Source organism: Serratia sp. NA_13 (assembly GCF_052691735.1).
In genome coordinates this window covers 80,453-104,679 of sequence record NZ_JBQZFV010000007.1, presented here as the reverse complement: position 1 = coordinate 104,679, position 24,227 = coordinate 80,453, and the positions used below count along the sequence as shown (strand labels likewise).

Sequence of the window (24,227 nt, the reverse complement as noted above, 5' to 3'; positions counted from 1 at the left end):
CCTAATGGTATAAGGCCGGCATTTTCCCTGAATGGGGGGGCTAAAGCACGTCGTCATTACAACCCTATCGGGATCCTGGCAAATGTGAGGCGTTCATAGAGTAAAAATGGATATTTCGGCGGGACTATTTGAACAGTTGGCTCAACACTACAGCCGGCAACCCGAAGCCATTGCGGTGCAAGACGCGGACAGCGTACTGAGTTATCGCGACTTCTGCCATCATGTTTTCAGTATTTCTTCCTGTTTGCGGCAGTGGATTAACACAGATAGCGTTTGTATCGGTTTATTCTGCGAGCCTTCCACTACTCTGGTAAGCGGTGCCTGGGGGATTTTGGCCAGTGGCTATGCTTATTTACCTTTGGCGCCAGAATATCCCGATGAACGGCTGCGTTATATGATTGCCGACTCAGCGGTAAAAGTTATTTTTTGCCAATATCATCTCAAAGAAAAATTGCAAACGCTGATCGGGCCAGATGTCACGATTATTACCGACAATAACATTCCTTATCTTTCTGATTTGTCCGAAACGGTTTTTGACACTGCTGATGCCAGTGATACCGCGCGGCTGGCCTATGTGATTTACACCTCCGGCAGTTCGGGCAAACCGAAAGGCGTAATGGTCAGTTACTCTAATATTTCTCGTCATATGCATTACCTGAGCGGTCGGTTCGCTTTTGGCGCACACAGCAAAATTTTGCAGAAAACGCCCATGAGCTTTGATGCGGCACAGTGGGAGATCCTGGCACCGGCGATGGGATGTTCGCTGGTGATGGCCCCGAAGGATTGCTACCGCGATCCGGATATGATGGTGATGACCTTGCTGCGTCATCAAATCACCAGCCTGCAATGCGTCCCCACGCTGCTGCAAGCGCTGGTCGAGCAGCCGTTGCTGCAGGATTGCAAGGCGTTAACGCAGGTGTTTTGCGGCGGCGAAATATTGACCCGCAACCTGGCGCGGCAGTTCTTTCAGTGTGTGCCACAGGCCGGCCTGGTCAACCTGTATGGTCCAACGGAATGCACCATCAATGCGTCGGTGCATGAGGTTGAGAAAGACAGACTGGAACAGTCGCCGGACGCTGTTTCGATAGGCCGGCCGGTGGCGGATACCGCTTTTTATGTGCTTGATGCGCACCGTCAGCCGGTGATGGAGGGTGAAAAAGGTGAGCTTTACATTTCCGGTGTGCAGGTGGCCAATGGTTATTTGCAGCGTCCCGAGTTGACGGCAGAACGATTTCTGACGAATCCATTTAACACTGCGGCCGAACATGCGCGTATGTATCGTACCGGGGATGTGGTTTATCGGGATAGCCTCGGCGACTATCACTTTTCCGGCCGGGCTGATAACCAGATTAAACTGCGCGGTTACCGTATCGAGCTCGATGAAATTCGCCTGGCCATTGAGCGTCACCTCTGGGTGAAAAGGGCGGCGGTAATGGTCAATGAGGATGAGCGAACTCATTATCAAAACCTGATCGCCTGCGTCGAGCTGGACTCGCAGCATGCGGTGTTGATGGATCAGGGAGTCCATGGCGAGCATCATCAGTCCAAGGCCAGCAGGCAACAGGTCAAGGCGCAGCTGTCCAATGCGGGATGCCGCAGCGAAGACGAGTGTCGGGCATTGCCCGCGATCGCGCTTGCCGGCGCACAGGCTACCGCGCAGCAAAGCTATCGGGCTTTCAGCCGCAAAAGCTACCGTTTCTTTGAAGGGACGACGCGGGTCACCGAGGCGCAATTATTGTCGATCCTGGGGCGCAGCCCGCGTGCCGTATCAGCGAGTGATTTGCAGGCGCTGTCGGCTGAGGATTTTGGCGCGTTGCTGCGAAACTTTGGCCAGTTCGCCAGTGAAAAACGTTTATTGCCCAAATACGCCTATGCGTCGCCGGGGGCGCTGTATTCGGTTCAGATGTACCTCGAGCTTCACCACATGTTTGGCTGGCCGGCGGGGATCTATTATTACCACCCGGTGCACCATCGTCTGTATTGCATATGCGAACTGTCGGAACAGGCAACGGCGAGCCTGAAAATCCACTTTATCGGCAAACGCGCGGCTATCGATCAGGTCTATCAGAACAATATTCAAGAAGTTCTGGAGATGGAGACAGGCCATATGTTGGGGCTGTTCGATGAACTGCTGCCTGAATATGGTTTGCAGGTCATCACCGATGCCAAACCGGAGGCATTGCCACAGTGGTATGACGGAGCCGCAACTGACTATTATTTTGGTGATTATCGCATTCAGCCAGCCAATAGGGAGGCCGTTGTCGAGCATCCAGAATTTTTTGTCCAGGTGCATGCACAGGGCGTCGCCGATATGTCTCCTGGGCTGTACCACTATCGCCAGGGATCGCTGCATTTTATGGATGAGGAGATCCTGGCGCGCCATCACGTTATTGCCATCAATCAGCAGGTCTATCAGCGCGCGGGCTTTGGCATCATGCTGGTGAACAACCATGCTGATGCTCAGGGGCATTACATTATGCTGGGGCGTGCGCTGCATCGCCTGCAAGCCAATCCACTGGGGCTGGGGATGATGTCGGCCGGCTATAGCTCGAAAAGCGGGCACGACTTGCCTGCCGCAAAGGCGATGAGGACGCTGTTGACCCGCCACGGGTTACCGATGCGGAGCTGTTATTTCTGTATCGGCGGCCCGCTCAGTCAGTCGCAACTGAGCCATGACGGTATGGATGAGGACCGGGTGCATATGCAAGGGCCAACTGAAATGCTGAAAGCCGATTTAGCCGCGCAGTTGCCACAATACATGATCCCCAACCGCGTGCTGGTCATGGACAAGCTGCCGCTGATGGCCAACGGTAAGGTCGACCAACAAACGCTTAATCGTATGTATGCTTGCCAACTGAATACCGAAAAACCAATCCTGGTGCCAGAGGGCGAATTACAACAGCGTTTGGCCGAAATCTGGTGCCGGGTCATGAAGTGGGAAAGGGTCTCTGCGGATGATGATTTCTTTGAAAGCGGGGGTAACTCCCTCACCGCAGTCATGTTTATCAACCAGGTAAACAAAGCGCTCGATATTAAATTGCCGATGCAGATCCTGTTTCAAACGCCAAACATCGTTGCTTTGGCCGACTGGATAGAACGCAATGCCTATCTCGCGCCACAGCTGTCGCGTTTGGTGCCCTTTAATCGACAGCAGGCGCCGGCGATTTTCTGCTGGCCAGGTTTGGGGGGCTATCCGCTGAGTCTGAAAGCGCTGGGGGAGAGCCTGAGCCAGGCGCGTGCTTTTTATGGCGTGCAAGCGCTGGGAATTAACGAAGGGGAATTGCCACTGGAGTCCATTCAACAGATGGCGGCGGCCGATATCGCGCAAATCCGACGCTTGCAGCCCCATGGGCCCTATACCTTGTGGGGATACTCGTTCGGCGCACGTGTGGCTTTCGAGGCTGCCTACCAGTTGGAGGCTGAAGGCCAGGAAGTCGAGGCGCTGTATCTGATTGCTCCCGGTTCGCCGAAAACACAGTTTGACCGAGAGCAAGAGGGTAACCAACAAGTCAGCTTCACCAACCCGGTGTTTGTGGCGATTTTATTTTCCGTTTTTGCCCGCCAGGTGGAGGGGCCATTGCTTGAACGCTGTCTGACAGAGTGCCGTGAAGAGGAGGACTTTGTGCGTTTTATTTGCCGCTGTTTCCCACAGCTTCAGGTGGAACTGGTGGTGCGGATCATTGAGATCGTCAAGCAAACCTATGCCTTCGGTTATAACTTCGAAGAACTGCAGCAACGCCAGGTTCAGGCACCGATAACTGTCATTAAAGCGGCCGGCGACCATTATTCCCAACTTGAAAATTCGCCAGCTCTGCAAGCTAATCCGCCACGGGTGATCCAACTGGCGGTCGACCATTACCAATTGCTGCAGCCTGAAGGTGTCGCGCAACTGCAAGCGGCGCTGTTTCCTTCTGTTTCCGTTAATGTGATAAGTGAGTCATGATGCAAGCTAATTTACTGCCTTTGGTTATTCATCCTGAAGTGAAAGCTGCCCTGGAAAGTCGCCACGCGGTGGTTGCGTTGGAGTCAAACGTTATTACCCACGGGCTGAACTATCCTGCCAATGTGGAGACGGCGCTGGCGGTGGAGGCGGCAGTACGTCGCAGCGGCGCGGTTCCTGCAACCATTGGTATCTGTGATGGCGAAATTTTGGTGGGCATGCATCGCGAACAGATCGAGCGGTTCGCCACCACGCCTGGCATCGCAAAAGTATCCAGCAATAATTTGCCTTTTGTGCTGGCGCAAAAAGGCATGGGGGCCACCACGGTGGCTTCGTCACTGATGTTGGCCGAACTGGCCGGCATTCGTTTCTTTGCCTCAGCAGGTATTGGTGGTGTCCATCGCGGGGGGGAGGACAGTATGGATATCTCTTCCGATTTGATCCAATTTACCCGCACAGACGTGACGGTGGTGTGTGCAGGTGCCAAAAATATCCTCGATATCGGGCGTACGCTGGAGTTTCTGGAAACCCAGTGCGTTCCCGTGGTGACCTATCAGACGGACGATTTCCCGGCCTTCTATTGCCGCAGTAGCGGTTTTCGCAGTCCGCAACGTCTGGACAGCCTGGAGGATATTGCCCGGGCGATTGATATTAACCGTGCATTACCGGGCAGTGCGGCGATGGTGGTGGCAGCACCGACCAAACCGGCGGATGCGATTGACAGCGGTGACGTTCAGGCCGCGATCCAGGCCGCGATAGAGGACGCGACTGCTGAAGGGGTGACTGGCAGCCAGGTAACCAAATTCATTATGAAAGCGGTTGAGCAGGCAACCCAGGGACGTTCGGCCATGGCCAATGCGGCAGTATTGGTGAATACCGCCGAAATAGCGGGTCAGTTGGCGATGGTTTATCACCGGCCGCGTTAATAAAGTTTGGCGTCGTCTATAAGGAAGGGGCGACGCCGAAACACCATTGATACACGGCGTAAAGCGGTCATTGAGAGCCCGTTTCCGGAAGATGTTACTCTGCGCTACGGCGGCAAAAACAAATCGTGCGATCTACTGATAAGAGCTGATTGACTTTTTTATCGCCAGTGGCATGATGCGCGCACTCTCATTGCGCGTTCGGTTTCAATCTCACTATGTCCGCATATTCCCGCCCAGTGCTTCTGCTGCTCTGTGGTCTGTTGTTGCTCACGGTTTCTATTGCCGTATTGAATACGTTAGTTCCTCTTTGGTTAACCCATGCTCAGTTGTCAACCGGGCGGGTGGGAATGGTAAGCTCCTCTTACTTTACCGGTAATCTGTTTGGCACGCTGATGGCGGGCAAACTGATCCAGCGCATTGGATTTACCCGCAGTTATCATCTTGCCTGCGTGGTGTTTGCCGTGGCGACCGCTGGTATGGCGTTGTCGCTCGATTTCTGGAGTTGGATGGGCTGGCGTTTCTTTGCCGGTATCGGCTGCGCGTGGATTTGGGTGATTGTTGAGAGCGCCTTATTGCGCAGCGGAAACCTTTCCAACCGTGGCCAACTGCTGGCGGCCTATATGATGGTCTACTATCTGGGGACGGTGGTCGGCCAGTTGCTGCTGAGTAAGGTGTCTACCGAACTGTTGAACGTGGTGCCCTGGGTGACGGCCATTGTGATCAGTGCCATATTGCCGATGTTGTTTGCTCGGATTAACAGCCAGCACGACGAACCTCAGCACGCCGCGGTTTGGCCAATGTTGAAACGCCGCAGCGCGCGGTTGGGCATCAATGGTTGTATTATCTCCGGTATTGTTCTCGGCTCGTTGTATGGCCTGATGCCGCTGTATTTATCCCATCAGGGGATGAGCGACGCCAACGTCGGTTATTGGATGGCATTGCTGGTTAGTTCAGGCATTGTCGGGCAATGGCCGGTAGGGCGTCTGGCTGACCGCTATGGGCGCCTGCTGGTGCTGCGCATTCAGGTATTTGTGGTGATCCTCGCCAGCATGGCGATGCTCAGTCACTCCGCCATGGCTCCGGCGCTATTCATTCTCGGCTGTGCCGGGTTTACGCTGTATCCGGTCGCGATGTCCTGGGCCTGTGAGAAAGCGATGCCGCATGAGCTGGTGGCGATGAATCAGGCACTGTTGATGAGTTACACCATTGGCAGCCTGCTCGGGCCGTCGATGACCGCGCTGCTGATGCAGAATTATTCCGACCAATCGCTGTTTGTGATGATTGCCGCCGTAGCACTGGTCTATCTGATGATGCTGCTGAAAAAACCGGATCCTCAGCACACTCCGCTGGCTGCTGCCTGAGCATGAAAAAACCCGGCCATAGTGCGCCGGGTTTTTTTATGCTCAGGCCTCAGTACATCACTTTGTGGCCGTAGCTTTCCAGAATGCCTTTGACGCGTTCCATGGTGTCCGTTTTGGGTGGATGGACGCCGTCCAGCTTGTACTCTTCCCCCATCGCCACCCACTTATGCTTGCCCAGTTCGTGGTAAGGCAGCAGTTCGATTTTCTCGATGTTGGTCATGTCCTTGGTGAACTCACCCAGCAGGTGCGTCGACTTGTCATCATCTGACCAACCCGGCACCACGACGTAACGGATCCAGGTGCGCTGATTGCGCTTTGCCAGATAGCGGGCGAACTCCAGGGTGCGGTGGTTGGAAACGCCGACCAGATTTTGGTGAATGTCGTCGTTCATCTGTTTGAGATCCAGCATCACCAGATCGGTGGCATCCAGCAGTTCGTCGATCACCGGATCGTAACGGCGGACAAAACCATTGGTGTCCAGACAGGTATTGATACCTTCTTCGTGGCAGGCACGGAACCAGTCGCGGACGAACTCGGCCTGCAATATCGCTTCGCCACCGGAAGCGGTTACGCCGCCGCCGGAAGCGTTCATAAAGTGGCGATAAGAGACGGCATCTTTCATCAGCTCTTCCACAGTGACTTCTTTCCCGCCGTGGGTATCCCAGGTATCACGGTTGTGGCAATACAGGCAGCGCATCAGGCAGCCCTGGAAGAAAACGATAAAGCGGATCCCTGGGCCGTCTACGGTGCCACAGGATTCGAAGGAGTGGATTCGGCCTATTACTGACATTGCAGGGTTTTCTCCAATATTGACTGTCAAACGCAGTCTAAAAGTAGGCTTGTAACCGCCAGCCAGGGATCAGCAATGCAGCAAGCAGGCAGGGCCCGATGACTGGGGTGGAACGATTCCTGTTGGCCGGTTAATGCGCCGGATAACTGTTTTGCCGGATAGCCATTCCATTGAGTATAGCCATCTGGCAAAACAGACTCGCGCTGAGTCAGGGGACTGCATTTATTAAAAAGGCCGGAAAGATCCGGCCCCGGGGTTCAGCTTAACCACCGGACGGGAAACCCCGCCCGGATGGGGCAATTACATCGACTGAGTGAAAGTACGGGTAATTACGTCTTGCTGTTGTTCTTTGGTCAGCGAGTTGAAGCGAACGGCATAACCGGATACGCGGATGGTCAGCTGAGGATATTTCTCAGGGTTTTCCATCGCGTCCAGCAGCATTTCACGGTTCATCACGTTAACGTTCAGGTGCTGGCCACCTTCGATAGAGGCTTCGTGGTGGAAGTAACCGTCCATCAGACCTGCCAAGTTGGCTTTACGCACGTCGTCATCTTTACCCAGCGCGTTTGGCACGATGGAGAAGGTGTAGGAGATCCCGTCTTTCGCATAGGCAAACGGCAGTTTGGCTACGGAGGTCAGGGACGCTACGGCACCTTTCTGGTCACGGCCGTGCATTGGGTTGGCACCTGGACCGAATGGAGCGCCTGCACGGCGGCCATCTGGGGTGTTACCGGTTTTCTTGCCGTAAACCACGTTAGACGTGATGGTCAGTACGGACTGAGTAGCTACTGCATTACGGTAGGTGCGCAGTTTCTGAATTTTCTTCATGAAACGTTCTACCAGGTCACAGGCGATGTCATCTACGCGAGCATCGTTGTTACCGAACTGCGGGTATTCACCTTCGATTTTGAAGTCCACGGCCAGGCCGTCTTCGTCACGGATGGTGGACACTTTAGCGTATTTGATAGCAGACAGGGAGTCAGCCGCAACCGACAGGCCGGCGATGCCGCAAGCCATGGTGCGATAAACGTCACGGTCATGCAGCGCCATCAGTGCAGCTTCATAGCTGTACTTGTCGTGCATGTAGTGAATGATGTTCAGCGCGGTCACGTACTGCTTGGCCAGCCAGTCCATAAAGTGGTCCATGCGTTCCATGACTTTGTCATAGTCCAGCACGGTATCCATCATTGGCGCTTCTTTCGGGCCGACCTGGATTTTCATTTTTTCATCAACGCCGCCGTTGATGGCGTACAACATGGTTTTCGCCAGGTTGGCACGGGCACCGAAGAACTGCATTTGTTTGCCGACAATCATTGGGCTGACGCAACAGGCGATGGCATAGTCATCGTTGTTGAAGTCAGGACGCATCAGGTCGTCGTTTTCATACTGTACGGAGGAGGTGTCGATAGACACTTTCGCAGCGTATTTTTTGAAGTTCAACGGCAGTTTTTCAGACCACAGGATGGTCATGTTCGGTTCCGGAGACGGCCCCATGGTGTACAGGGTGTTCAGGAAACGGAAGCTGTTTTTGGTGACCAGGGTACGGCCGTCAACGCCCATACCTGCCAGGGACTCAGTCGCCCAGATTGGGTCACCGGAGAACAGTTCATCATACTCAGGGGTACGCAGGAAGCGAACCATACGCAGTTTCATCACCAGGTGGTCAATCAGTTCCTGCGCCTGTTCTTCGTTCAGTTTGCCCGCATCGAGGTCGCGTTGGATAAACACATCAAGGAAGGTGGACACGCGGCCGAAGGACATGGCTGCACCGTTCTGGGATTTCACTGCGGCCAGGTAGCCGAAGTAGGTCCACTGTACGGCTTCCTGCGCGGTGGTAGCCGGGCCAGAGATATCGCAGCCGTATTTGGCCGCCATTTCTTTAATTTGACCCAGAGCGCGATGCTGTTCAGCAATTTCTTCACGCAGCTGGATGGTCATTTCCAGATCTTCGCCGTTTTCCAGTTTGGTCTGCAGTGACTTGAACTGGTTCAACTTGTCGGCCATCAGGAAATCGATGCCGTACAGCGCTACCCGACGGTAGTCACCGATGATGCGGCCACGGCCGTATGCATCTGGCAGACCGGTCAGCACGCCGGATTTACGGCAGTTCAGAATGTCTTTGGTGTAAACATCGAATACGCCCTGGTTGTGGGTTTTGCGGTATTCGGTGAACACTTTCTTCAGCTGTGGATCCAGTTCGCGGCCGTAGACCTTACAAGAACCTTCCACCATTTTGATGCCGCCGAATGGAATCAGCGCGCGTTTCAGTGGTGCATCAGTCTGCAAACCAACGATGGTTTCCAGCTCTTTGGCAATGTAGCCCGCGTCGTGGGAGGTAATGGTAGCGGCAATGTTGGTGTCGAAATCAACTGGCGCATGGGTGCGGTTTTCCAGTTTGATCCCTTCCATAACCTTGTCCCACAAGGTGGAGGTGGCCTGAGTTGCGCCAGCCAGGAAGGATTCATCACCCTCGTAAGGAGTGTAGTTATTCTGGATGAAGTCACGAACGTTGACTTCATTCTGCCAGTCACCCTTGCTGAAACCTTCCCAGGCTTTGGCTAACTTCTCGTTAAGTTCGGTCATTATACACCTACCTTTAATTGTGGAGTTCTAACTCGGCGCGCGGTAACTAACAGCTTAATGCTGTTGTTCACCACCACGCAGATAAATTACCCAGTAAGTCAACCCAACCAGCAGGCCGCCACCAATGATATTGCCAATGGTGACCGGGATCAGGTTGTCGATGATAAAGTTGCTTACAGTCAGATGAGCAAATTGCTCAGGTGTTGCCCCTACGGCTTGCCAGAATTCTGGCGTGGCGAAGTTTTTAACCACGATACCCATAGGGATCATAAACATGTTGGCGATGCTGTGTTCGAAACCGCTGGCGACAAACATGCCGACCGGCAGGATCATGGCGAACATTTTGTCCATCAGGCTGCGGCCAGAGTAGCTCATCCATACCGCCAGGCAGACCATCAGGTTAGCCAGAATGCCGAGGCAGACGGCCTCAACAAAGGTGTGATGCAGCTTGTGATCCGCGGTTTGCAGGACGTTCAGGCCCCACTGACCGTTGGCGACCATGTGTTCACCAGAGAACCAGATGAGTGCCACAAAGAACAGTGCGCCAATCAGATTGCCGATATAGACATTCAGCCAGTTGGCACCCAGTTGGCACCAGTTAATACGGCCACTGGCCTTGGCAATGACAATCAGCACGGTGGAAGTGAACAGGTCGGCGCCCGAAACTACCACCAGCATTAACCCCAGAGAGAAACAGATGCCGCCGACCAGTTTTGCCAGTCCGAAAGGCACACCGGCAGTGCCGGTAGTCGCAGTGATATAAAATACGAATGCGATTGAAATAAAGACGCCGGCAGTGATCGCCAAATAAAAGGTTTTCAGCGGATGCTTGGTGGCTTTATACACACCTGCATCCTCAGCGATTTTCGCCGTTGCTGCAGGTAATATCAGATCGAAAGGGTTGTCAGCTTTCACACTAACTCTCGCTTTTAAGGGTTAAAACAACGCAATAAGATACTAACAAAGCAGTATAGGGTAAAAATTGATTTGGATCATAAGGCGAGAAACTAAAGCGGTCAAAAACCAGATGAATTGCAAGGGTTATCTATCTAAGTTATTGAATTTAATTCAAAAACAATTTTTTAATGTTTGCAAATAATTTTGAAAAGACGGTGATAACAACCTCGATAAGGTTAAATTTTAACGCATTTTGTCACTTTTCAGGTGGTAGGGTTTAATTATCGGTTAATTATTATTTCACCAACCAGTAACAATTGCCGTTTTATTTATCTTGTTTGCCGATAAGTGCGTAATTAGGCGAAAAAAATAAACAGAAAACCCGCTTATTTAACCGTCAAAATAAGAGGGTGATATTATTGAACAGAGGCTTTAGGGGTATAACGCCGGCAGAGATCCACCGGCGCAAAAGGTACTGAGATTATGCCTGGGCCCAATAGCGGCGCTTGGCGTTCTGCAGTTTTTCGTAGGCCGCTAACAGTGCCTGATGAGCCGGTAAGGCTTTCAGACTGCTATCGACCGCGAACAGGCCGTTAAAGCGCTCCTCGCCGCTGATGGCCGCAGAGGCTGCATCCACCGCTTCCTGACCGTACATTTTCACGAAGGCCGCGTAATACTGCGCCGGATCGCGTTCTGGCTCTTGTGTTAGCAACAGCAGGGTTTGCAGGCAACGGTAGTAGTTGCTGCGTGCCGGGCTCAACACCGAAGCGTTGAAGTCCTGCGTCCATTCGGCCCAGATCAGTGCCTGATCCATATCGCCGCCGGCCAGCGCCAGCATTGATTTCAGCTCGCCCACGCGCAGGGTATTCCAGGCGTTGTCTTTACCGGTGGCAATACCCAACAGCTCACGCACGCGGGTGAAATCGTCCAGGCCTTCGTCGTCAAAGCGTTCAATCAGCGCCAGATATTCTTGTGGCTCCCACTCACTGCCCGGCAGCGCCAGCAGAAGATCACGCAGGTGCGCACCCATGCTGTTGTTGGCCAGCAGCAGGTCTTCCGCAGGATAGATGTCGGACATGCCCGGTACTATGATACGGCAGGCGTACACGTCCAGATGCTCGTAGTCGGCGATATACACTTCCGCGCCTTCCTTGTCGAAAATGCTCATCAGGGTGGCGAACTCTTCCTGCGTGCTGCCGCTGAAGCTCCAGTCGACAAACGGGTAATCCGCGTCCTGCTTGAACATATCCCAGGAGATCAAACCGCTGGAATCGATAAAGTGGGTTTCCAGATTGGTGTGCTCTGCCACTTCTTCGTCATCGAAGGTTGGCGCGGTGAACACGTCAAGATCCTTCAGGCTGCGGCCCTGCAGCAACTCAGTGACGGTACGCTCAAGCGCCACGCCAAAATCAGGGTGGGCACCGAACGAGGCGAAACAGGTGCCGTTAGCCGGATTGAACAGTACAACGCAGATCACCGGATAGTTACCGCCCAGCGAGGCATCGTAGGACAGGATTGGGAAACCTTCTTCCTCCAGCTTGGCGATGGCTTCCACCACGCCCGGATAGCGGTTTAACACCTCCGCCGGGATCTCCGGCAGGCTGATGGATTCGGCGATGATGCGGTTTTTCACATAGCGCTCGAACACCTCTGACAAGCCCTGCACACGAGCTTCGTTGGCGGTGTTGCCGGCAGACATGCCATTGGACACATAAAGGTTACCGATGATGTTCATCGGGATATAAACCGTCTGCTGGTCTGACTGACGGGAAAACGGCAGGGCACAAATGCCACGATCGCCATTACCGGACTGCAGATCGATCAGATCGCTGGCGTTAACATCCTGATCCGGATTGTAGAATGCATGCAGACGTTCATCGAGAATACCGGCCGGCAGCGAATCATCGGCTGGGATCGGGAACCATTTCTCGTTCGGGTAATGCACGAAATCGCCTTCGGCAATCTGCTTGCCCAGATAGAAGTCGGCAAAGAAATAGTTGGTAGAGAGGCGTTCGAAATATTCGCCCAAAGCGGAGGCCAGCGCAGCTTTTTTGCTGGCGCCTTTACCGTTGGTGAAGCACAGTGGGCAATCGCGATCGCGGATGTGAACCGACCATACGTGCGGCACTGGGTTCAGCCAGGAGGCCTCTTCGATATTAAAACCCAGATCGCTTAATTTCTGTTGGAAACGGGCGATAGAGTCTTCCAGCGCGGCATCTTTGCCAGGGATAAAAGTTTGCGTCATTGTCTTCACTTTTTGAGCGTACTAAAAACGCGCAATGATACGGGGTTTTACGCCCAAGCTCCACGTATTCCTAAAGCGGTGGCAAAGTCACAGTTTTTTTGAGGATAAGGGCCATAATTCAGCGGGTTATCTATCATGGAGAAACCTAATGAAATCAGTGAAACTCAGCGTTGTAGCGCTACTGTTGGCGGGGGCAAGCGGTTCTGCGTTGGCATTGCCCACCATCACCTTGCTGGCGACCGGCGGCACCATTGCCGGTGGCGGCGAGTCGGCGACAAAATCCAACTATACAGCGGGCAAACTGGGCGTTGATGCTCTGGTGAATGCCGTACCGGAGCTGAAAAATGTCGCCAATGTCCAGGGCGAGCAGGTGGTAAACATCGGTTCGCAGGATATGAATGATGAGGTTTGGCTGAAGCTGGCGAAGAAAATCAACGCCGACTGCACTAAAACCGACGGTTTTGTAATCACCCATGGCACCGATACGCTGGAAGAAACCGCCTACTTTCTTGATCTGACGGTTAAATGTGACAAACCGGTGGTGATTGTTGGGGCGATGCGCCCGGCCACGGCGATGAGTGCCGACGGCCCGTTTAATCTGTATAACGCGGTGGTGACGGCGGCAGATCCGCAATCGGCCAAACGCGGGGTGCTGGTGGCTATGAATGACAGCGTGCTGGATGGGCGTGATGTGACAAAAACCAACACCACATCGGTACAGACTTTCCAGTCGCCCAACTTTGGCCCGCTTGGTTATATCCATAACGGCAAGGTTGACTATCAGCGTTCGCCGCAGCGCAAGCACACCACGGATACGCCGTTTGACGTCTCCGGTCTGACTGAGTTGCCCAAAGTCGGCATTATCTATAATTATGCCAACGCCTCCGATGCGCCTGCCAAGGCATTGATTGCCGAAGGTTATCAGGGCATCGTCAGCGCCGGAGTCGGTAACGGTAACCTGTATAAAACGGTGTTCGACACGCTGGCGACGGCCGCCCATAACGGCGTCGCCGTGGTGCGTTCTTCCAGAGTGCCGACCGGCGCCACCACCGAGGATGCGGAAGTGGATGACACCAAATTTGGCTTTGTTGCCGCCGGCACGCTGAACCCGCAAAAGGCGCGTATTTTGTTGCAGTTGGCGCTGACCCAGACCAAAGACACCAAGCAGATCCAACAGATGTTTAATCAGTTTTGAGCCGTGAGCGACGGGGAGCTTCGCTCTCCGTTTTTTGTCGCTGGGCTATGTTTTCGATGGGGGGGATGCAGGAGACCGGTGGTGTAAGCCTCTGCTTTTTGAAACGGTGAAAAACTTTGCAACAAGTAGATATATCTATTTTTAAAGCCTTTTCAGGGGATGATAATTATGTTTAGTATAATTATGGCAAATCTCTAGCGTTAAGTTGTTCGAGCAACCATAATATTTTTTAACCCCGTTACTGTGCTCAGAAGTCGTAAGCGTTTATAACTTCCAGGGTGTTTTCATCTTTTTGGTATTTTTTATTGAGTTTTTCTTTCTGCCTTTTGGCGTTATTACAAGTGGTATTAGCTTCCTTCTCTATTTCCTGTTGCCTCTTTATCGGTAATGTTGAGTCCCATTCGCCGGATAAATATTGGCAATCATCGGCGTTTTTTAGATATTCATTGACATCGTTGGGATAATTCTTAGGGGCTTGAACACATGAGGATAAAAATAAAATTGAAATGAGCAAGGCAGGTATTTTCATGTTATCGTCCATCTGTTGACCAGTGCGGTTTGTCTTTAGAGCCACCATGATATTTTATAACGCCGAAGCTTTTGCCCACGTCATGCAACTGAGAGTTCATACCATCAGTTGGAAGACTGAAGACTATTGATAATCACTGTTTCCCCCTTCTTATTTTTCAGTTCTAAACTACCTACCCATGTTATATCCATATCTATAGCATTACCTTCAGTATGCCTACTTTTTAGGGCCGGGGCAACATTAAGATTCGTCATTTTATACGCGATTACCATATCTTTTGCCGCTTGAATGCTTTTGTTTCGATCAATTTTCCCATCACCGTTTCTATGACACCACTCTATATTAACGCCTGTTTTTTTGGGCACATTGTCAGGATTAATAAGTGCACGAGCGAGTTTCCACGACCAGTGCATCAGATAGGCTCTTTCCGAAGGCCTCTGTGTTGCCGAGATAGTTACATGTGCCCACGCATTTTTTAAACTTTGTAAAAATGCGATAACGTTTGACTCGAACGTTGGGCTTAAGGTTGTTGTTGAATTACTGCCTTGAAAACGAGAGACCCATTTTTTACCGCTTAATTCATTCACTAAATAACTCCTTTTTATTTATTTAAAATATCCAGTTGTATAGGAAAACCTTCCTTATTATTTTGGTGGATAACAATTAAGTATGACAAGCATAAAGTCTATACGGGTTAAAATTTCAGAATAGAGATGGAGTTTTTATCTTATTTTTTAGATACGGTAGCACTATTAGCCGATACCGGAGGGAGTTTGGCCTGGTGTAAGCGTTCTGATTAACCCATTGAGTGGGGAATGAGGGCATCGTCAGCGCTGGAGTCGGTAACGGTAACCTGTATAAAACGGTGTTCGACACGCTGGCGACGGCCGCCCAGAACGGCGTCGCCGTGGTGCGTTCTTCTAGGGTGCCTATCGGGGCGACTACCGAAGATGCCGAAGTAGATGACACCAAATTTGGCTTTGTTGCCGCAGGCACGTTAAACCCGCAGAAAGCGCGGATCCTGCTGCAATTGGCGTTGACGTAGACCAAAGACGCCAAACAAATTCAGCAGATGTTTAATCAATACTGAGTGCCTTTTCTTCATTCGGGGGCCTGCGCGGCCCTCAGCCATGTCGGCTGAATACAGCATAAAAAACCGCGTTAACCCACTGAATTGGCCGCTGTCATAGCGTTTTATGGCAAAAATTACCGATGATTTGGCAGAGCCTGTTATTGCAGGGATAGCGCGTTTCCCGGCGCTGGGCGAATAACCATTGCAGGCAGGGGGCGCGAGTGATAAAACCGATGGGTTAATTCGGGCGTATTTCGGTAGGCCAGTTTCATTGGCGAATAGTGAATGTGGTGAGGGGAAATGACTCAGGTTTATAATTTTAGCTCTGGTCCGGCCATGCTGCCGGTTGAAGTTTTGCGTCGTGCGGAACAGGAGTTGTGCAACTGGCACGGTCTTGGCACGTCGGTGATGGAAATCAGCCACCGCAGTAAAGAATTTATCGAAGTTGCTCAGCAGTCCGAACAGGACCTGCGCGATCTGCTGAAAATCCCCTCCAATTATAAAGTTCTGTTCTGCCATGGCGGGGCCCGTGCACAGTTTGCCGCGCTGCCGCTGAACCTGCTGGGTGACAAAACGACCGCGGACTATATCGACGGCGGTTACTGGGCGCACAGCGCCATCACCGAAGCGCAAAAATACTGCACGCCAAACGCCATCGACGTGAAAACCTCCGTTGACGGCCTGCTCGGCATCAAGTCGATGAAAGAGTGGCAGTTGAACGACGACGCGGCCTACGTGCACTACTGTCCGAATGAAACCATCGACGGCGTGGCTATCGATGAGCTACCGGATTTCGGCGATAAAGTCGTGATCGGCGATTACTCCTCCACCATTTTGTCTGGCCCGCTGGACGTTAGTCGTTTTGGCGTGATTTATGCCGGCGCACAGAAAAACATTGGCCCGGCCGGCCTGACGCTGGTGATCGTACGTGAGGATCTGCTGGGCAAGGCGCGCCGCGAAGTGCCGTCGATCCTCGATTACACCGTGCTGGCTGAAAACGACTCGATGTTCAACACACCGCCGACCTTTGCCTGGTATCTGTCCGGTCTGGTGTTCAAATGGCTGAAAGAGCAGGGCGGTCTGGTAGAGATGCACAAACGCAATCAGGCCAAGGCCGAGTTGTTGTATGCGACTATCGATAAGTCTGATTTCTATCGCAGCCGGGTGGCGCTTGCCAACCGTTCCTGGATGAACGTACCCTTCCAGTTGGCGGATCCCGCGCTGGACAAGGTGTTTCTCAGCGAAGCCGAAGCCATTGGCTTGCAGGCGCTGAAAGGCCACCGAGTAGTTGGCGGTATGCGCGCTTCTATTTACAATGCCATGCCGCTGGCTGGCGTGAAGACATTAACCGACTTTATGACCGACTTCGAACGTCGTCACGGCTAAGCCGGGTAACCTGCCTTGAGCGGGCCGTCTTCGCTGTTGTCCTTTTTGAATTAAAGCGGCTCCGGCATTTTCCCGGGGCCGTTTCGTTTATCAGATTTTGGAGATTTTTGTTCACATGGTGGATTCCCTGACGTTACAACCGGTTGCCCTGGTCAATGGCACCATCAACTTACCCGGCTCCAAGAGCGTATCCAATCGTGCTCTGCTGCTGGCTGCGCTGGCGGAGGGAACGACACGGCTTACCAACCTGCTGGACAGCGACGATGTGCGCCATATGCTAAATGCGCTGCAGGCGCTGGGTGTGAGCTATCAGCTGTCAGCCGATCGCACTACCTGTAAAGTTGAAGGTGTGGCCGGCCCGCTGGTAGCCAGTCAGCCGCTTGAACTGTTCCTCGGCAATGCCGGTACCGCGATGCGTCCATTGGCCGCCGCTTTGTGCCTGGGCAATAGCGATGTGGTGCTGACCGGTGAGCCACGCATGAAAGAGCGTCCAATCGGTCATTTGGTCGATGCTCTGCGTCAGGGCGGCGCACAGATTGATTACCTGGAACAGACCGATTATCCGCCATTGCGCCTGCGCGGCGGTTTTCACGGCGGCGATGTCACCGTTGACGGTAGCGTCTCCAGCCAGTTCCTGACCGCATTGCTGATGACGGCTCCCTTGGCCGAACAGGACACCAATATTCATATCAAGGGCGAACTGGTTTCCAAACCGTACATTGATATTACGCTGCACCTGATGCGTACTTTCGGCGTCGAGGTTAGCCACGAAAACTATCGCGTGTTCCACATTAATGGCCGCCAAACCTACCGTTCTCCGGGCGATTACCTGGTGGAGGGCGATGCTTCTTCCGCCTCTTACTTCCTGGCCGCCGCTGCGATTAAAGGCGGCACCGTGCGCGTCACCGGCATTGGTAAAAAAAGCGTTCAGGGCGATACCAAATTCGCCGATGTGCTGGAAAAAATGGGCGCGCGCATTACCTGGGGCGATGATTATATCGAGTGCAGCCGCGGTGAACTGCGCGGCATCGACATGGATATGAATCATATTCCTGACGCGGCGATGACCATTGCGACGGCGGCCCTGTTTGCCGAAGGCCCAACGACCATTCGCAACATCTATAACTGGCGGGTAAAAGAAACCGACCGCCTGGCCGCGATGGCGACTGAGTTGCGTAAAGTGGGCGCTGAGGTAGATGAAGGTGAGGACTATATTCACGTCGTACCGCCAGCTAAGCTGAAGTTTGCCGATATCGGCACCTACAACGATCACCGTATGGCGATGTGCTTCTCGCTGGTGGCGTTGTCTGATACGCCGGTGACCATTCTTGATCCTAAATGTACCGCGAAAACCTTCCCGGACTATTTCGAACAGCTGGCGCGCATCAGTCAATTGGCGTGATCCGCAGTCAGATACTTTCTTTTAAGGCCCTTGATAGGGCCTTTAGGTTGCTGACAAAGCAGGAAAAAGCGTGGTTTTTCCTGCTTTGTGGTCAGCAGCCGAAAATCAATAAATTGATTTTCCTGATTTTTGTTTATCGGCCTCTACTCGCTCTGGGCAGGAATGAGGTTTGTCATCAGTCTGAAGGCCCTTGATAGGGCCTTTATTGTTTTTAACGCCCGTAGCCTGGATCCGTCCGCTATACTTTTGCGCGGTCATACGCTTATTTTCAACAATCAGGCACTTCCAGTGTAACAGTTCGCCGCTTGGCAGCGTATAATGCGCCACCGTAACTGCCCCGATGGGCGGGCGGCAGGGACGGTTTTAATTATGCTTTCGCATTGTGCTGGCGGCAGGTTATGTCCCTGTGAGGTTTTCTACCTGAAGGAGAGAGAAATGACGGCTACAGCCCCAGTGATAACCGTTGATGGACCAAGTGGCGCAGGCAAAGGCACCTTGTGCAAGGCGCTCGCCGAATCCCTTGGTTGGCGTTTGCTTGACTCAGGCGCGATTTATCGCGTACTGGCGTTGGCAGCGCTGCATCATCAGGTTGATATCACGTCTGAGGAGGCGCTGGTTCCACTGGCCGCACATCTCGATGTTCGCTTTATTGCCCAGGATGGCAAACTGCAGGTTATTTTGGAAGGTGAGGATGTCAGCAATGAAATCCGCACTGAAACCGTCGGCAATACCGCTTCGCAGGCTGCGGCTTTCCCGCGCGTGCGTGAAGCCCTGTTGCGGCGCCAACGGGCATTTCGTGAAGCCCCTGGCCTGATTGCCGATGGTCGCGATATGGGCACGGTGGTGTTCCCCGATGCGCCGGTCAAGATTTTCCTGGACGCCAGTTCTGAGGAGCGTGCGCACCGCCGCATGCTACAGTTGCAGGAAAAGGGCTTTAATGTTAACTTTGAACGTCTTTTAGCCGAGATAAAGGAACGGGATGACCGTGACCGTAATCGGCCTATCGCGCCACTGGTGCCTGCTTCTGACGCCCTCGTGCTGGACTCGACCAGCATGTCGATTGACGAAGTCATCCAGCGTGCGTTGACTTATGCACATGAAGTTTTAGCGTTGCCGCAGCAGTAAGCGCGGCGGCGTTATTGGCTTTTTGTCATATTTGTCATGGCAGTATCGAACTATATCGGGTAAAATTTTACCCCTGTAACCTAAACCCTGTCGGCATGGAGCCAATGGCGGGGTATGTGAAACAACCCCATTCGGCGGGATGCTAAATGGACGTTAAACTATAGAACCCTGAAGATTAAACATGACTGAATCTTTCGCTCAACTCTTTGAAGAATCCCTGAAAACAATCGAAACCCGTCCGGGTTCCATCGTTCGTGGCGTTGTAGTTGCTATCGACAAAGACGTAGTACTGGTTGACGCCGGTCTGAAATCTGAGTCTGCCATCCCGGCTGAGCAATTCAAAAACGCACAGGGCGAGCTGGAAATCCAGGTAGGCGACGAAGTTGATGTTGCGCTGGACGCTGTTGAAGATGGCTTCGGTGAAACTCTGCTGTCCCGTGAGAAAGCTAAGCGTCACGAAGCTTGGATCACGCTGGAAAAAGCTTACGAAGAAGCTGAAACTGTCGTCGGTGTTATCAACGGCAAAGTTAAGGGTGGCTTCACTGTAGAGCTGAATGGTATTCGTGCGTTCCTGCCAGGCTCCCTGGTTGACGTGCGTCCAGTACGTGACACTCTGCACCTGGAAGGCAAAGAGCTTGAGTTCAAAGTCATCAAGCTGGACCAGAAACGCAACAACGTTGTAGTTTCTCGCCGTGCGGTTATCGAATCAGAGAACAGCGCAGAACGTGATCAACTGCTGGAAAACCTGCAGGAAGGCATGGAAGTTAAAGGTATCGTTAAGAACCTCACTGACTACGGTGCATTCGTTGATCTGGGCGGCGTAGACGGCCTGCTGCACATCACTGACATGGCTTGGAAACGCGTTAAGCATCCGAGCGAAATCGTCAACGTTGGCGACGAAATCACTGTTAAAGTGCTGAAGTTCGACCGCGAGCGTACTCGTGTTTCCCTGGGCCTGAAGCAACTGGGCGAAGATCCATGGGTTGCTATCGCGAAACGTTACCCAGAAGGCACCAAGCTGACTGGTCGTGTAACCAACCTGACTGATTACGGCTGCTTCGTAGAAATCGAAGAAGGCGTTGAAGGTCTGGTACACGTTTCTGAAATGGATTGGACCAACAAAAACATCCATCCGTCCAAAGTTGTTAACGTGGGCGATGTAGTGGAAGTTATGGTTCTGGACATCGATGAAGAACGTCGTCGTATCTCCCTGGGTCTGAAGCAGTGCAAAAACAACCCATGGCAGCAGTTTGCAGAAACCCACAACAAGGGCGACCGCGTTGAAGGTAAAATCAAGTCTATCACTGACTTCGGTATCTTCATCGGCCTGGACGGCGGCATCGACGGCCTGGTTCACCTGTCTGACATCTCCTGGAACGTTGCAGGCGAAGAAGCAGTTCGTGAATACAAGAAAGGCGACGAAATCGCAGCGGTTGTTCTGCAAGTTGACGCAGAGCGCGAGCGTATCTCCCTGGGCGTGAAGCAACTGGCTGAAGACCCGTTCAATAACTACCTGTCTATGAACAAGAAAGGTACTATTGTTACTGGTAAAGTCACTGCAGTTGACGCCAAAGGTGCTACAGTTGAATTAGCAGGCGGCGTAGAAGGTTACCTGCGTGCTTCTGAAGCCTCTCGCGACCGCATTGAAGATGCAACTCTGGTTCTGAATGTGGGTGACGACGTTGAAGCTAAATTCACCGGCGTTGACCGTAAGAACCGCGTAGTAAGCCTGTCCGTACGTGCTAAGGACGAAGCTGACGAGAAAGATGCAATCGCTACTGTTAACAGCAGCAGCAAGCAAGAAGAAAGCAACTTCTCTAACGCAATGGCTGAAGCTTTCAAAGCGGCTAAAGGCGAGTAATGACGGGGGGCGGTTTTTGACCGCCCCGATACGGTAGTTTAGCTGCAAAGCTTGGAGGAACTATGACCAAGTCTGAACTTATTGAAAGACTTGCTGGCCAGCAATCTCATGTACCGGCGAAAGCCGTTGAGGATGCAGTGAAAGAGATGCTAGAACATATGGCTGCTACGTTAGCCGATGGGGAACGCATCGAGATCCGCGGATTCGGCAGTTTTTCTCTTCACTACCGTGCTCCGCGTGTGGGCCGTAACCCGAAAACTGGTGATAAAGTTGAGTTGGACGGCAAGTACGTTCCTCACTTCAAGCCAGGCAAAGAGCTGCGTGACCGCGCCAATATCTATGGCTAGTCGCTGACTACCCATAGAGTTGTTGCTTGTAAAGAAATATAAAACGGTGCCTTAGGGCGCCGTTTTTTTTGCCTGTTATTTATTGGCAACTGGCTCGGCGCTTCTTGCGAGCTACGCCGCAGCTTACGGTTGGCCGCGGTAACGGCCGCTATTATTGTGCGGAGAGGATCGCGTACTGTCAGATTGCAGATGGTGAGTATTGGCCAATGCGTAAACAATCCCGTGAAGTTGGCAGCCTGGATTGCTGCCTTATACCGGGAGAGTGCCTATCAAAAACTCGTTGGATTTGGCAGTAAGTGCAGTTATCTGCGGCATTTTTCCGCTGCTCATCATGCCGTACTTACCCGATGTGCGAATCGCTCTGTGGTTCACTCTACCCGTTTGTCTCTGCCTGTGGGGGAGGGGGTGCGTAGGCCGCTTTATGGCATGGGGGGGATTGGGTTTTCTTTGGGCGGTATTCACCGCCGGGACCCTGGAGAATCAAATCAATCGTCTGAGCCAGGGCCCGGTGGTGAGCGCCATGGTTCAGGTTAGCAGTATTGCACTGGCTGGCGCGACACGAAAGCAGACGGTTATGCGTATCGAACAGCTCAATGGCCGGTGGCTGGTGCCCTCCATCGCTTTCTCAACCCTCTGGCAGCCCAAGGATCGCCCCTTGTGCGCCGGGCAACGTTGGCAGTTACAACTGCGCTTACGGCCGATACACGGCAATCTTAATGAAGGGGGCTTTGACAGCCAGCGCTGGGCGATGTCGCAGCGTCAACCACTGACGGCACAGGTGAAAAGCGCTGTCCTTCTGGATCAGGACTGCGGTTGGCGGCAACGGATTATCACTTATACCGAAAACAATATTGGCACTCTTCGTTATAAACCGGTGTTACTCGCGTTGGCATTTGGTGAGAGGGCTGCACTGGAACCGGTGTTGAGAACTCTGATGTTGAGAACCGGCATTGCTCACCTGATGGCTATCTCTGGGTTGCATGTGGCGATGGTGGCCATTTTGATTTTGGGCCTGATGCGGGCGATGCAATTTTTTCTGCCGGCAAAGATGATTGACTACCGCTTTCCACTGATCGTCAGTTGGCTCGGCGCCTTAGGTTACGTTTGGTTGGCTGGCGCTAATCCGCCGGCGCTAAGAACGGGTCTGGCGCTGACATTGTGGATGCTGTTACGCATACGCGGCATCCATTGCTCATCCTGGCAAATCTGGTTGTGGTGCGTTGGCTTAATTCTGGTTTGCGATCCTCTGGCGGTACTATCCGACAGCTTTTGGCTCTCGGCCACCGCGGTATTTTGCCTGATTTTCTGGTTTGAATGGGTGCCGTTAAATCCCCGTTTTGGTTCGGGATGGCACTGGGCGCCATTGCGCTGGTTGCATATCCAGCTTGGCATTACGCTGCTATTGGTGCCCATGCAGGCAGGATTGTTTCATGGCCTGACACTTAGCTCCATACCGGCCAATCTGTGGGCGGTGCCTTTGGTTTCGTTGATAACGGTGCCGCTGATCCTGCTGGCAGTGGTGGTTGGTATTTCCCCGGCGTTGAGTGCGGGACTATGGTGGTTGGCGGATCTTACGTTGGCAGGGGTATTTGCCCCATTACACTATCTGCAGGTCGGCTGGGTTGATCTCGGTGCCGCATCTTTGGCTGTCAGTCTTGTCGGTTGGTTACTGGTGGTTTTTTGGCGTTTCCACTGGTGGCTGCGTTATGCAATGGCGCTGGCAACTTTGGCACTGTGTTGCGTACTCTGGCGTGAAAGAGAAGCCCAATACCGTTGGCGCGTAGACATGCTTGACGTTGGCCATGGCCTGGCTGTGGTGATCGAAAAGAACGGCCGGGCAATATTGTATGACACAGGCCCCCGCTGGGGCACCGGCAGCGCTGCCGGGCGGAATGTTTTGCCATTTCTTAACTGGCGAGGATTACCTGTGGAGCAAATCATTCTCAGTCACGATCATCTGGACCATATCGGTGGTCTTGAAGAGATACAGCGTGCATTTCCACAAGCGACGGTAAGGAGCCCACGTCTTGATGCCGGCCACTTACCCTGTGTGGCGGGAGAGCGATGGCAATGGCAATCGCTTCAGTTTCAAGTGCTGTGGCCGCCAAAGGCGGTAAAACTAGCGGGGAACGATGATTCATGCGTCATCCGTATCGATGATGGTAAATATAGTTTGTTGCTGACGGGGGATGCAGAAAAAAGGGCGGAGGCACAGTTAGTGAGATATCAACGCCCTTCATTGAGCGCTACTGTGTTACAGGTGCCGCATCATGGCAGTAAAACCTCGTCTACCCCGCCTTTTTTGCGTGCTGTAGCGCCGAAAGCGGCAATCGCCTCGGCATCACGTTACAATAAATGGCGATTACCTGCGGTTAAAGTGGTTGCCAGATATCTGGCAAATGACATCATTTGGCACGATACTTCGCGCTCCGGTCAGTTATCCGTACTTTTTTTCGACAACGATTGGCAAATTAATGGCTTTCGTGAACAATTAATGCCCCGTTGGTACCATCAGCGGTTTGGCGTAGAGGGTGATAATGAGTAAAATGGGCCGCTATTTCTTCCGAT

General features: G+C 52.8%; 16 protein-coding genes and 1 pseudogene. 11 read left to right on the top strand and 6 right to left on the bottom strand.

Going from position 1 to position 24,227, the window contains the following annotated elements; all coding sequences use genetic code 11:
- Positions 1-106: 106 nt before the first annotated feature.
- The 3 genes from ACUTSU_RS12280 to ACUTSU_RS12270 all read left to right on the top strand — a co-directional run bounded on the left by ACUTSU_RS12280 (position 107) and on the right by ACUTSU_RS12270 (position 6,227).
- Entirely contained in the window at positions 107-3,943 is a 3,837-nt protein-coding gene (locus ACUTSU_RS12280) for an amino acid adenylation domain-containing protein (protein WP_445654229.1), read from the top strand.
- Positions 3,940-4,866, top strand: coding sequence for a pseudouridine-5'-phosphate glycosidase (locus ACUTSU_RS12275; protein WP_445650173.1), 927 nt, complete (start codon positions 3,940-3,942; stop codon positions 4,864-4,866). The genes ACUTSU_RS12280 and ACUTSU_RS12275 overlap by 4 nt, the downstream gene beginning before the upstream one ends.
- Positions 4,867-5,081: 215 nt before the next feature.
- Complete coding sequence (locus ACUTSU_RS12270) at positions 5,082-6,227, top strand: MFS transporter (protein ID WP_445650174.1); 1,146 nt, start codon at positions 5,082-5,084, stop codon at positions 6,225-6,227.
- Between the two features lie 49 nt (positions 6,228-6,276).
- Here the strand turns inward: ACUTSU_RS12270 and pflA are convergent, their stop codons facing one another.
- From pflA to ycaO, 4 genes are all read right to left on the bottom strand, one after another.
- Positions 6,277-7,017, bottom strand: a complete 741-nt coding sequence (gene pflA / locus ACUTSU_RS12265; RefSeq protein ID WP_445654228.1) for a pyruvate formate lyase 1-activating protein — start codon at positions 7,015-7,017, stop codon at positions 6,277-6,279.
- 300 nt (positions 7,018-7,317) lie between these two features.
- Positions 7,318-9,600 carry a formate C-acetyltransferase gene (pflB, locus tag ACUTSU_RS12260; protein WP_445650176.1) on the bottom strand — a complete coding sequence of 761 codons (2,283 nt, stop codon included), beginning with the start codon at positions 9,598-9,600 and terminating at the stop codon, positions 7,318-7,320.
- Positions 9,601-9,654: 54 nt separating this feature from the next.
- The gene (gene focA, locus ACUTSU_RS12255; protein ID WP_445654227.1) at positions 9,655-10,515 is read right to left on the bottom strand and encodes a formate transporter FocA; all 861 of its coding nucleotides are present in this window, start codon (positions 10,513-10,515) and stop codon (positions 9,655-9,657) included.
- Positions 10,516-10,978: 463 nt separating this feature from the next.
- Complete coding sequence (gene ycaO, locus ACUTSU_RS12250; protein ID WP_017892273.1) at positions 10,979-12,742, bottom strand: 30S ribosomal protein S12 methylthiotransferase accessory factor YcaO; 1,764 nt, start codon at positions 12,740-12,742, stop codon at positions 10,979-10,981.
- A gap of 148 nt (positions 12,743-12,890) precedes the next feature.
- On the opposite strand from ycaO, the gene ansB (ACUTSU_RS12245) reads away from it, so the two are divergent.
- Entirely contained in the window at positions 12,891-13,937 is a 1,047-nt protein-coding gene (ansB, locus tag ACUTSU_RS12245; protein WP_445654226.1) for an L-asparaginase 2, read from the top strand.
- Positions 13,938-14,184: 247 nt separating this feature from the next.
- On the opposite strand, the gene ACUTSU_RS12240 is transcribed toward ansB (ACUTSU_RS12245), so the two are convergent.
- Entirely contained in the window at positions 14,185-14,466 is a 282-nt protein-coding gene (locus tag ACUTSU_RS12240) for a hypothetical protein (protein WP_445650179.1), read from the bottom strand.
- A 104-nt stretch (positions 14,467-14,570) separates the two neighbouring features.
- Positions 14,571-15,053 (bottom strand): peptidoglycan-binding domain-containing protein, encoded by a 483-nt coding sequence (locus tag ACUTSU_RS12235; RefSeq protein WP_445654225.1) that lies wholly within the window; start codon positions 15,051-15,053, stop codon positions 14,571-14,573.
- A 224-nt stretch (positions 15,054-15,277) separates the two neighbouring features.
- Between ACUTSU_RS12235 and ansB (ACUTSU_RS12230) the strand changes: the two are divergent.
- The 7 genes and pseudogenes from ansB (ACUTSU_RS12230) to ACUTSU_RS12200 all read left to right on the top strand — a co-directional run.
- Positions 15,278-15,511, top strand: a pseudogene (gene ansB / locus ACUTSU_RS12230) (L-asparaginase 2); the annotation flags it as partial.
- A 327-nt stretch (positions 15,512-15,838) separates the two neighbouring features.
- Entirely contained in the window at positions 15,839-16,924 is a 1,086-nt protein-coding gene (gene serC, locus ACUTSU_RS12225) for a 3-phosphoserine/phosphohydroxythreonine transaminase (RefSeq protein ID WP_445650181.1), read from the top strand.
- Positions 16,925-17,039: 115 nt separating this feature from the next.
- Complete coding sequence (gene aroA, locus ACUTSU_RS12220) at positions 17,040-18,326, top strand: 3-phosphoshikimate 1-carboxyvinyltransferase (protein ID WP_445650182.1); 1,287 nt, start codon at positions 17,040-17,042, stop codon at positions 18,324-18,326.
- 435 nt (positions 18,327-18,761) lie between these two features.
- Positions 18,762-19,451 (top strand): (d)CMP kinase, encoded by a 690-nt coding sequence (cmk, locus tag ACUTSU_RS12215; RefSeq protein ID WP_012006138.1) that lies wholly within the window; start codon positions 18,762-18,764, stop codon positions 19,449-19,451.
- A 181-nt stretch (positions 19,452-19,632) separates the two neighbouring features.
- Positions 19,633-21,312, top strand: coding sequence for a 30S ribosomal protein S1 (rpsA, locus tag ACUTSU_RS12210; RefSeq protein ID WP_012006139.1), 1,680 nt, complete (start codon positions 19,633-19,635; stop codon positions 21,310-21,312).
- Positions 21,313-21,374: 62 nt separating this feature from the next.
- A complete protein-coding gene (gene ihfB, locus ACUTSU_RS12205; RefSeq protein ID WP_004942652.1) occupies positions 21,375-21,659 on the top strand; it encodes an integration host factor subunit beta in 285 nt (94 codons plus the stop codon).
- 262 nt (positions 21,660-21,921) lie between these two features.
- Positions 21,922-24,204 (top strand): ComEC family protein, encoded by a 2,283-nt coding sequence (locus tag ACUTSU_RS12200; protein ID WP_445654224.1) that lies wholly within the window; start codon positions 21,922-21,924, stop codon positions 24,202-24,204.
- Positions 24,205-24,227: the final 23 nt, after the last annotated feature.

Excerpts from the sequence above, each read along its gene's own strand:
- ACUTSU_RS12240 (WP_445650179.1), bottom strand. The coding sequence starts at position 14,466 with ATGAAAATACCTGCCTTGCTCATTTCAATTTTATTTTTATCCTCATGT.
- serC (WP_445650181.1), top strand. The coding sequence starts at position 15,839 with ATGACTCAGGTTTATAATTTTAGCTCTGGTCCGGCCATGCTGCCGGTT.
- ycaO (WP_017892273.1), bottom strand. The coding sequence starts at position 12,742 with ATGACGCAAACTTTTATCCCTGGCAAAGATGCCGCGCTGGAAGACTCT.
- pflA (WP_445654228.1), bottom strand. The coding sequence starts at position 7,017 with ATGTCAGTAATAGGCCGAATCCACTCCTTCGAATCCTGTGGCACCGTA.
- ansB (WP_445654226.1), top strand. The coding sequence starts at position 12,891 with ATGAAATCAGTGAAACTCAGCGTTGTAGCGCTACTGTTGGCGGGGGCA.
- ihfB (WP_004942652.1), top strand. The coding sequence starts at position 21,375 with ATGACCAAGTCTGAACTTATTGAAAGACTTGCTGGCCAGCAATCTCAT.
- cmk (WP_012006138.1), top strand. The coding sequence starts at position 18,762 with ATGACGGCTACAGCCCCAGTGATAACCGTTGATGGACCAAGTGGCGCA.
- ACUTSU_RS12275 (WP_445650173.1), top strand. The coding sequence starts at position 3,940 with ATGATGCAAGCTAATTTACTGCCTTTGGTTATTCATCCTGAAGTGAAA.
- pflB (WP_445650176.1), bottom strand. The coding sequence starts at position 9,600 with ATGACCGAACTTAACGAGAAGTTAGCCAAAGCCTGGGAAGGTTTCAGC.
- ACUTSU_RS12280 (WP_445654229.1), top strand. The coding sequence starts at position 107 with ATGGATATTTCGGCGGGACTATTTGAACAGTTGGCTCAACACTACAGC.
- rpsA (WP_012006139.1), top strand. The coding sequence starts at position 19,633 with ATGACTGAATCTTTCGCTCAACTCTTTGAAGAATCCCTGAAAACAATC.
- aroA (WP_445650182.1), top strand. The coding sequence starts at position 17,040 with ATGGTGGATTCCCTGACGTTACAACCGGTTGCCCTGGTCAATGGCACC.
- ACUTSU_RS12270 (WP_445650174.1), top strand. The coding sequence starts at position 5,082 with ATGTCCGCATATTCCCGCCCAGTGCTTCTGCTGCTCTGTGGTCTGTTG.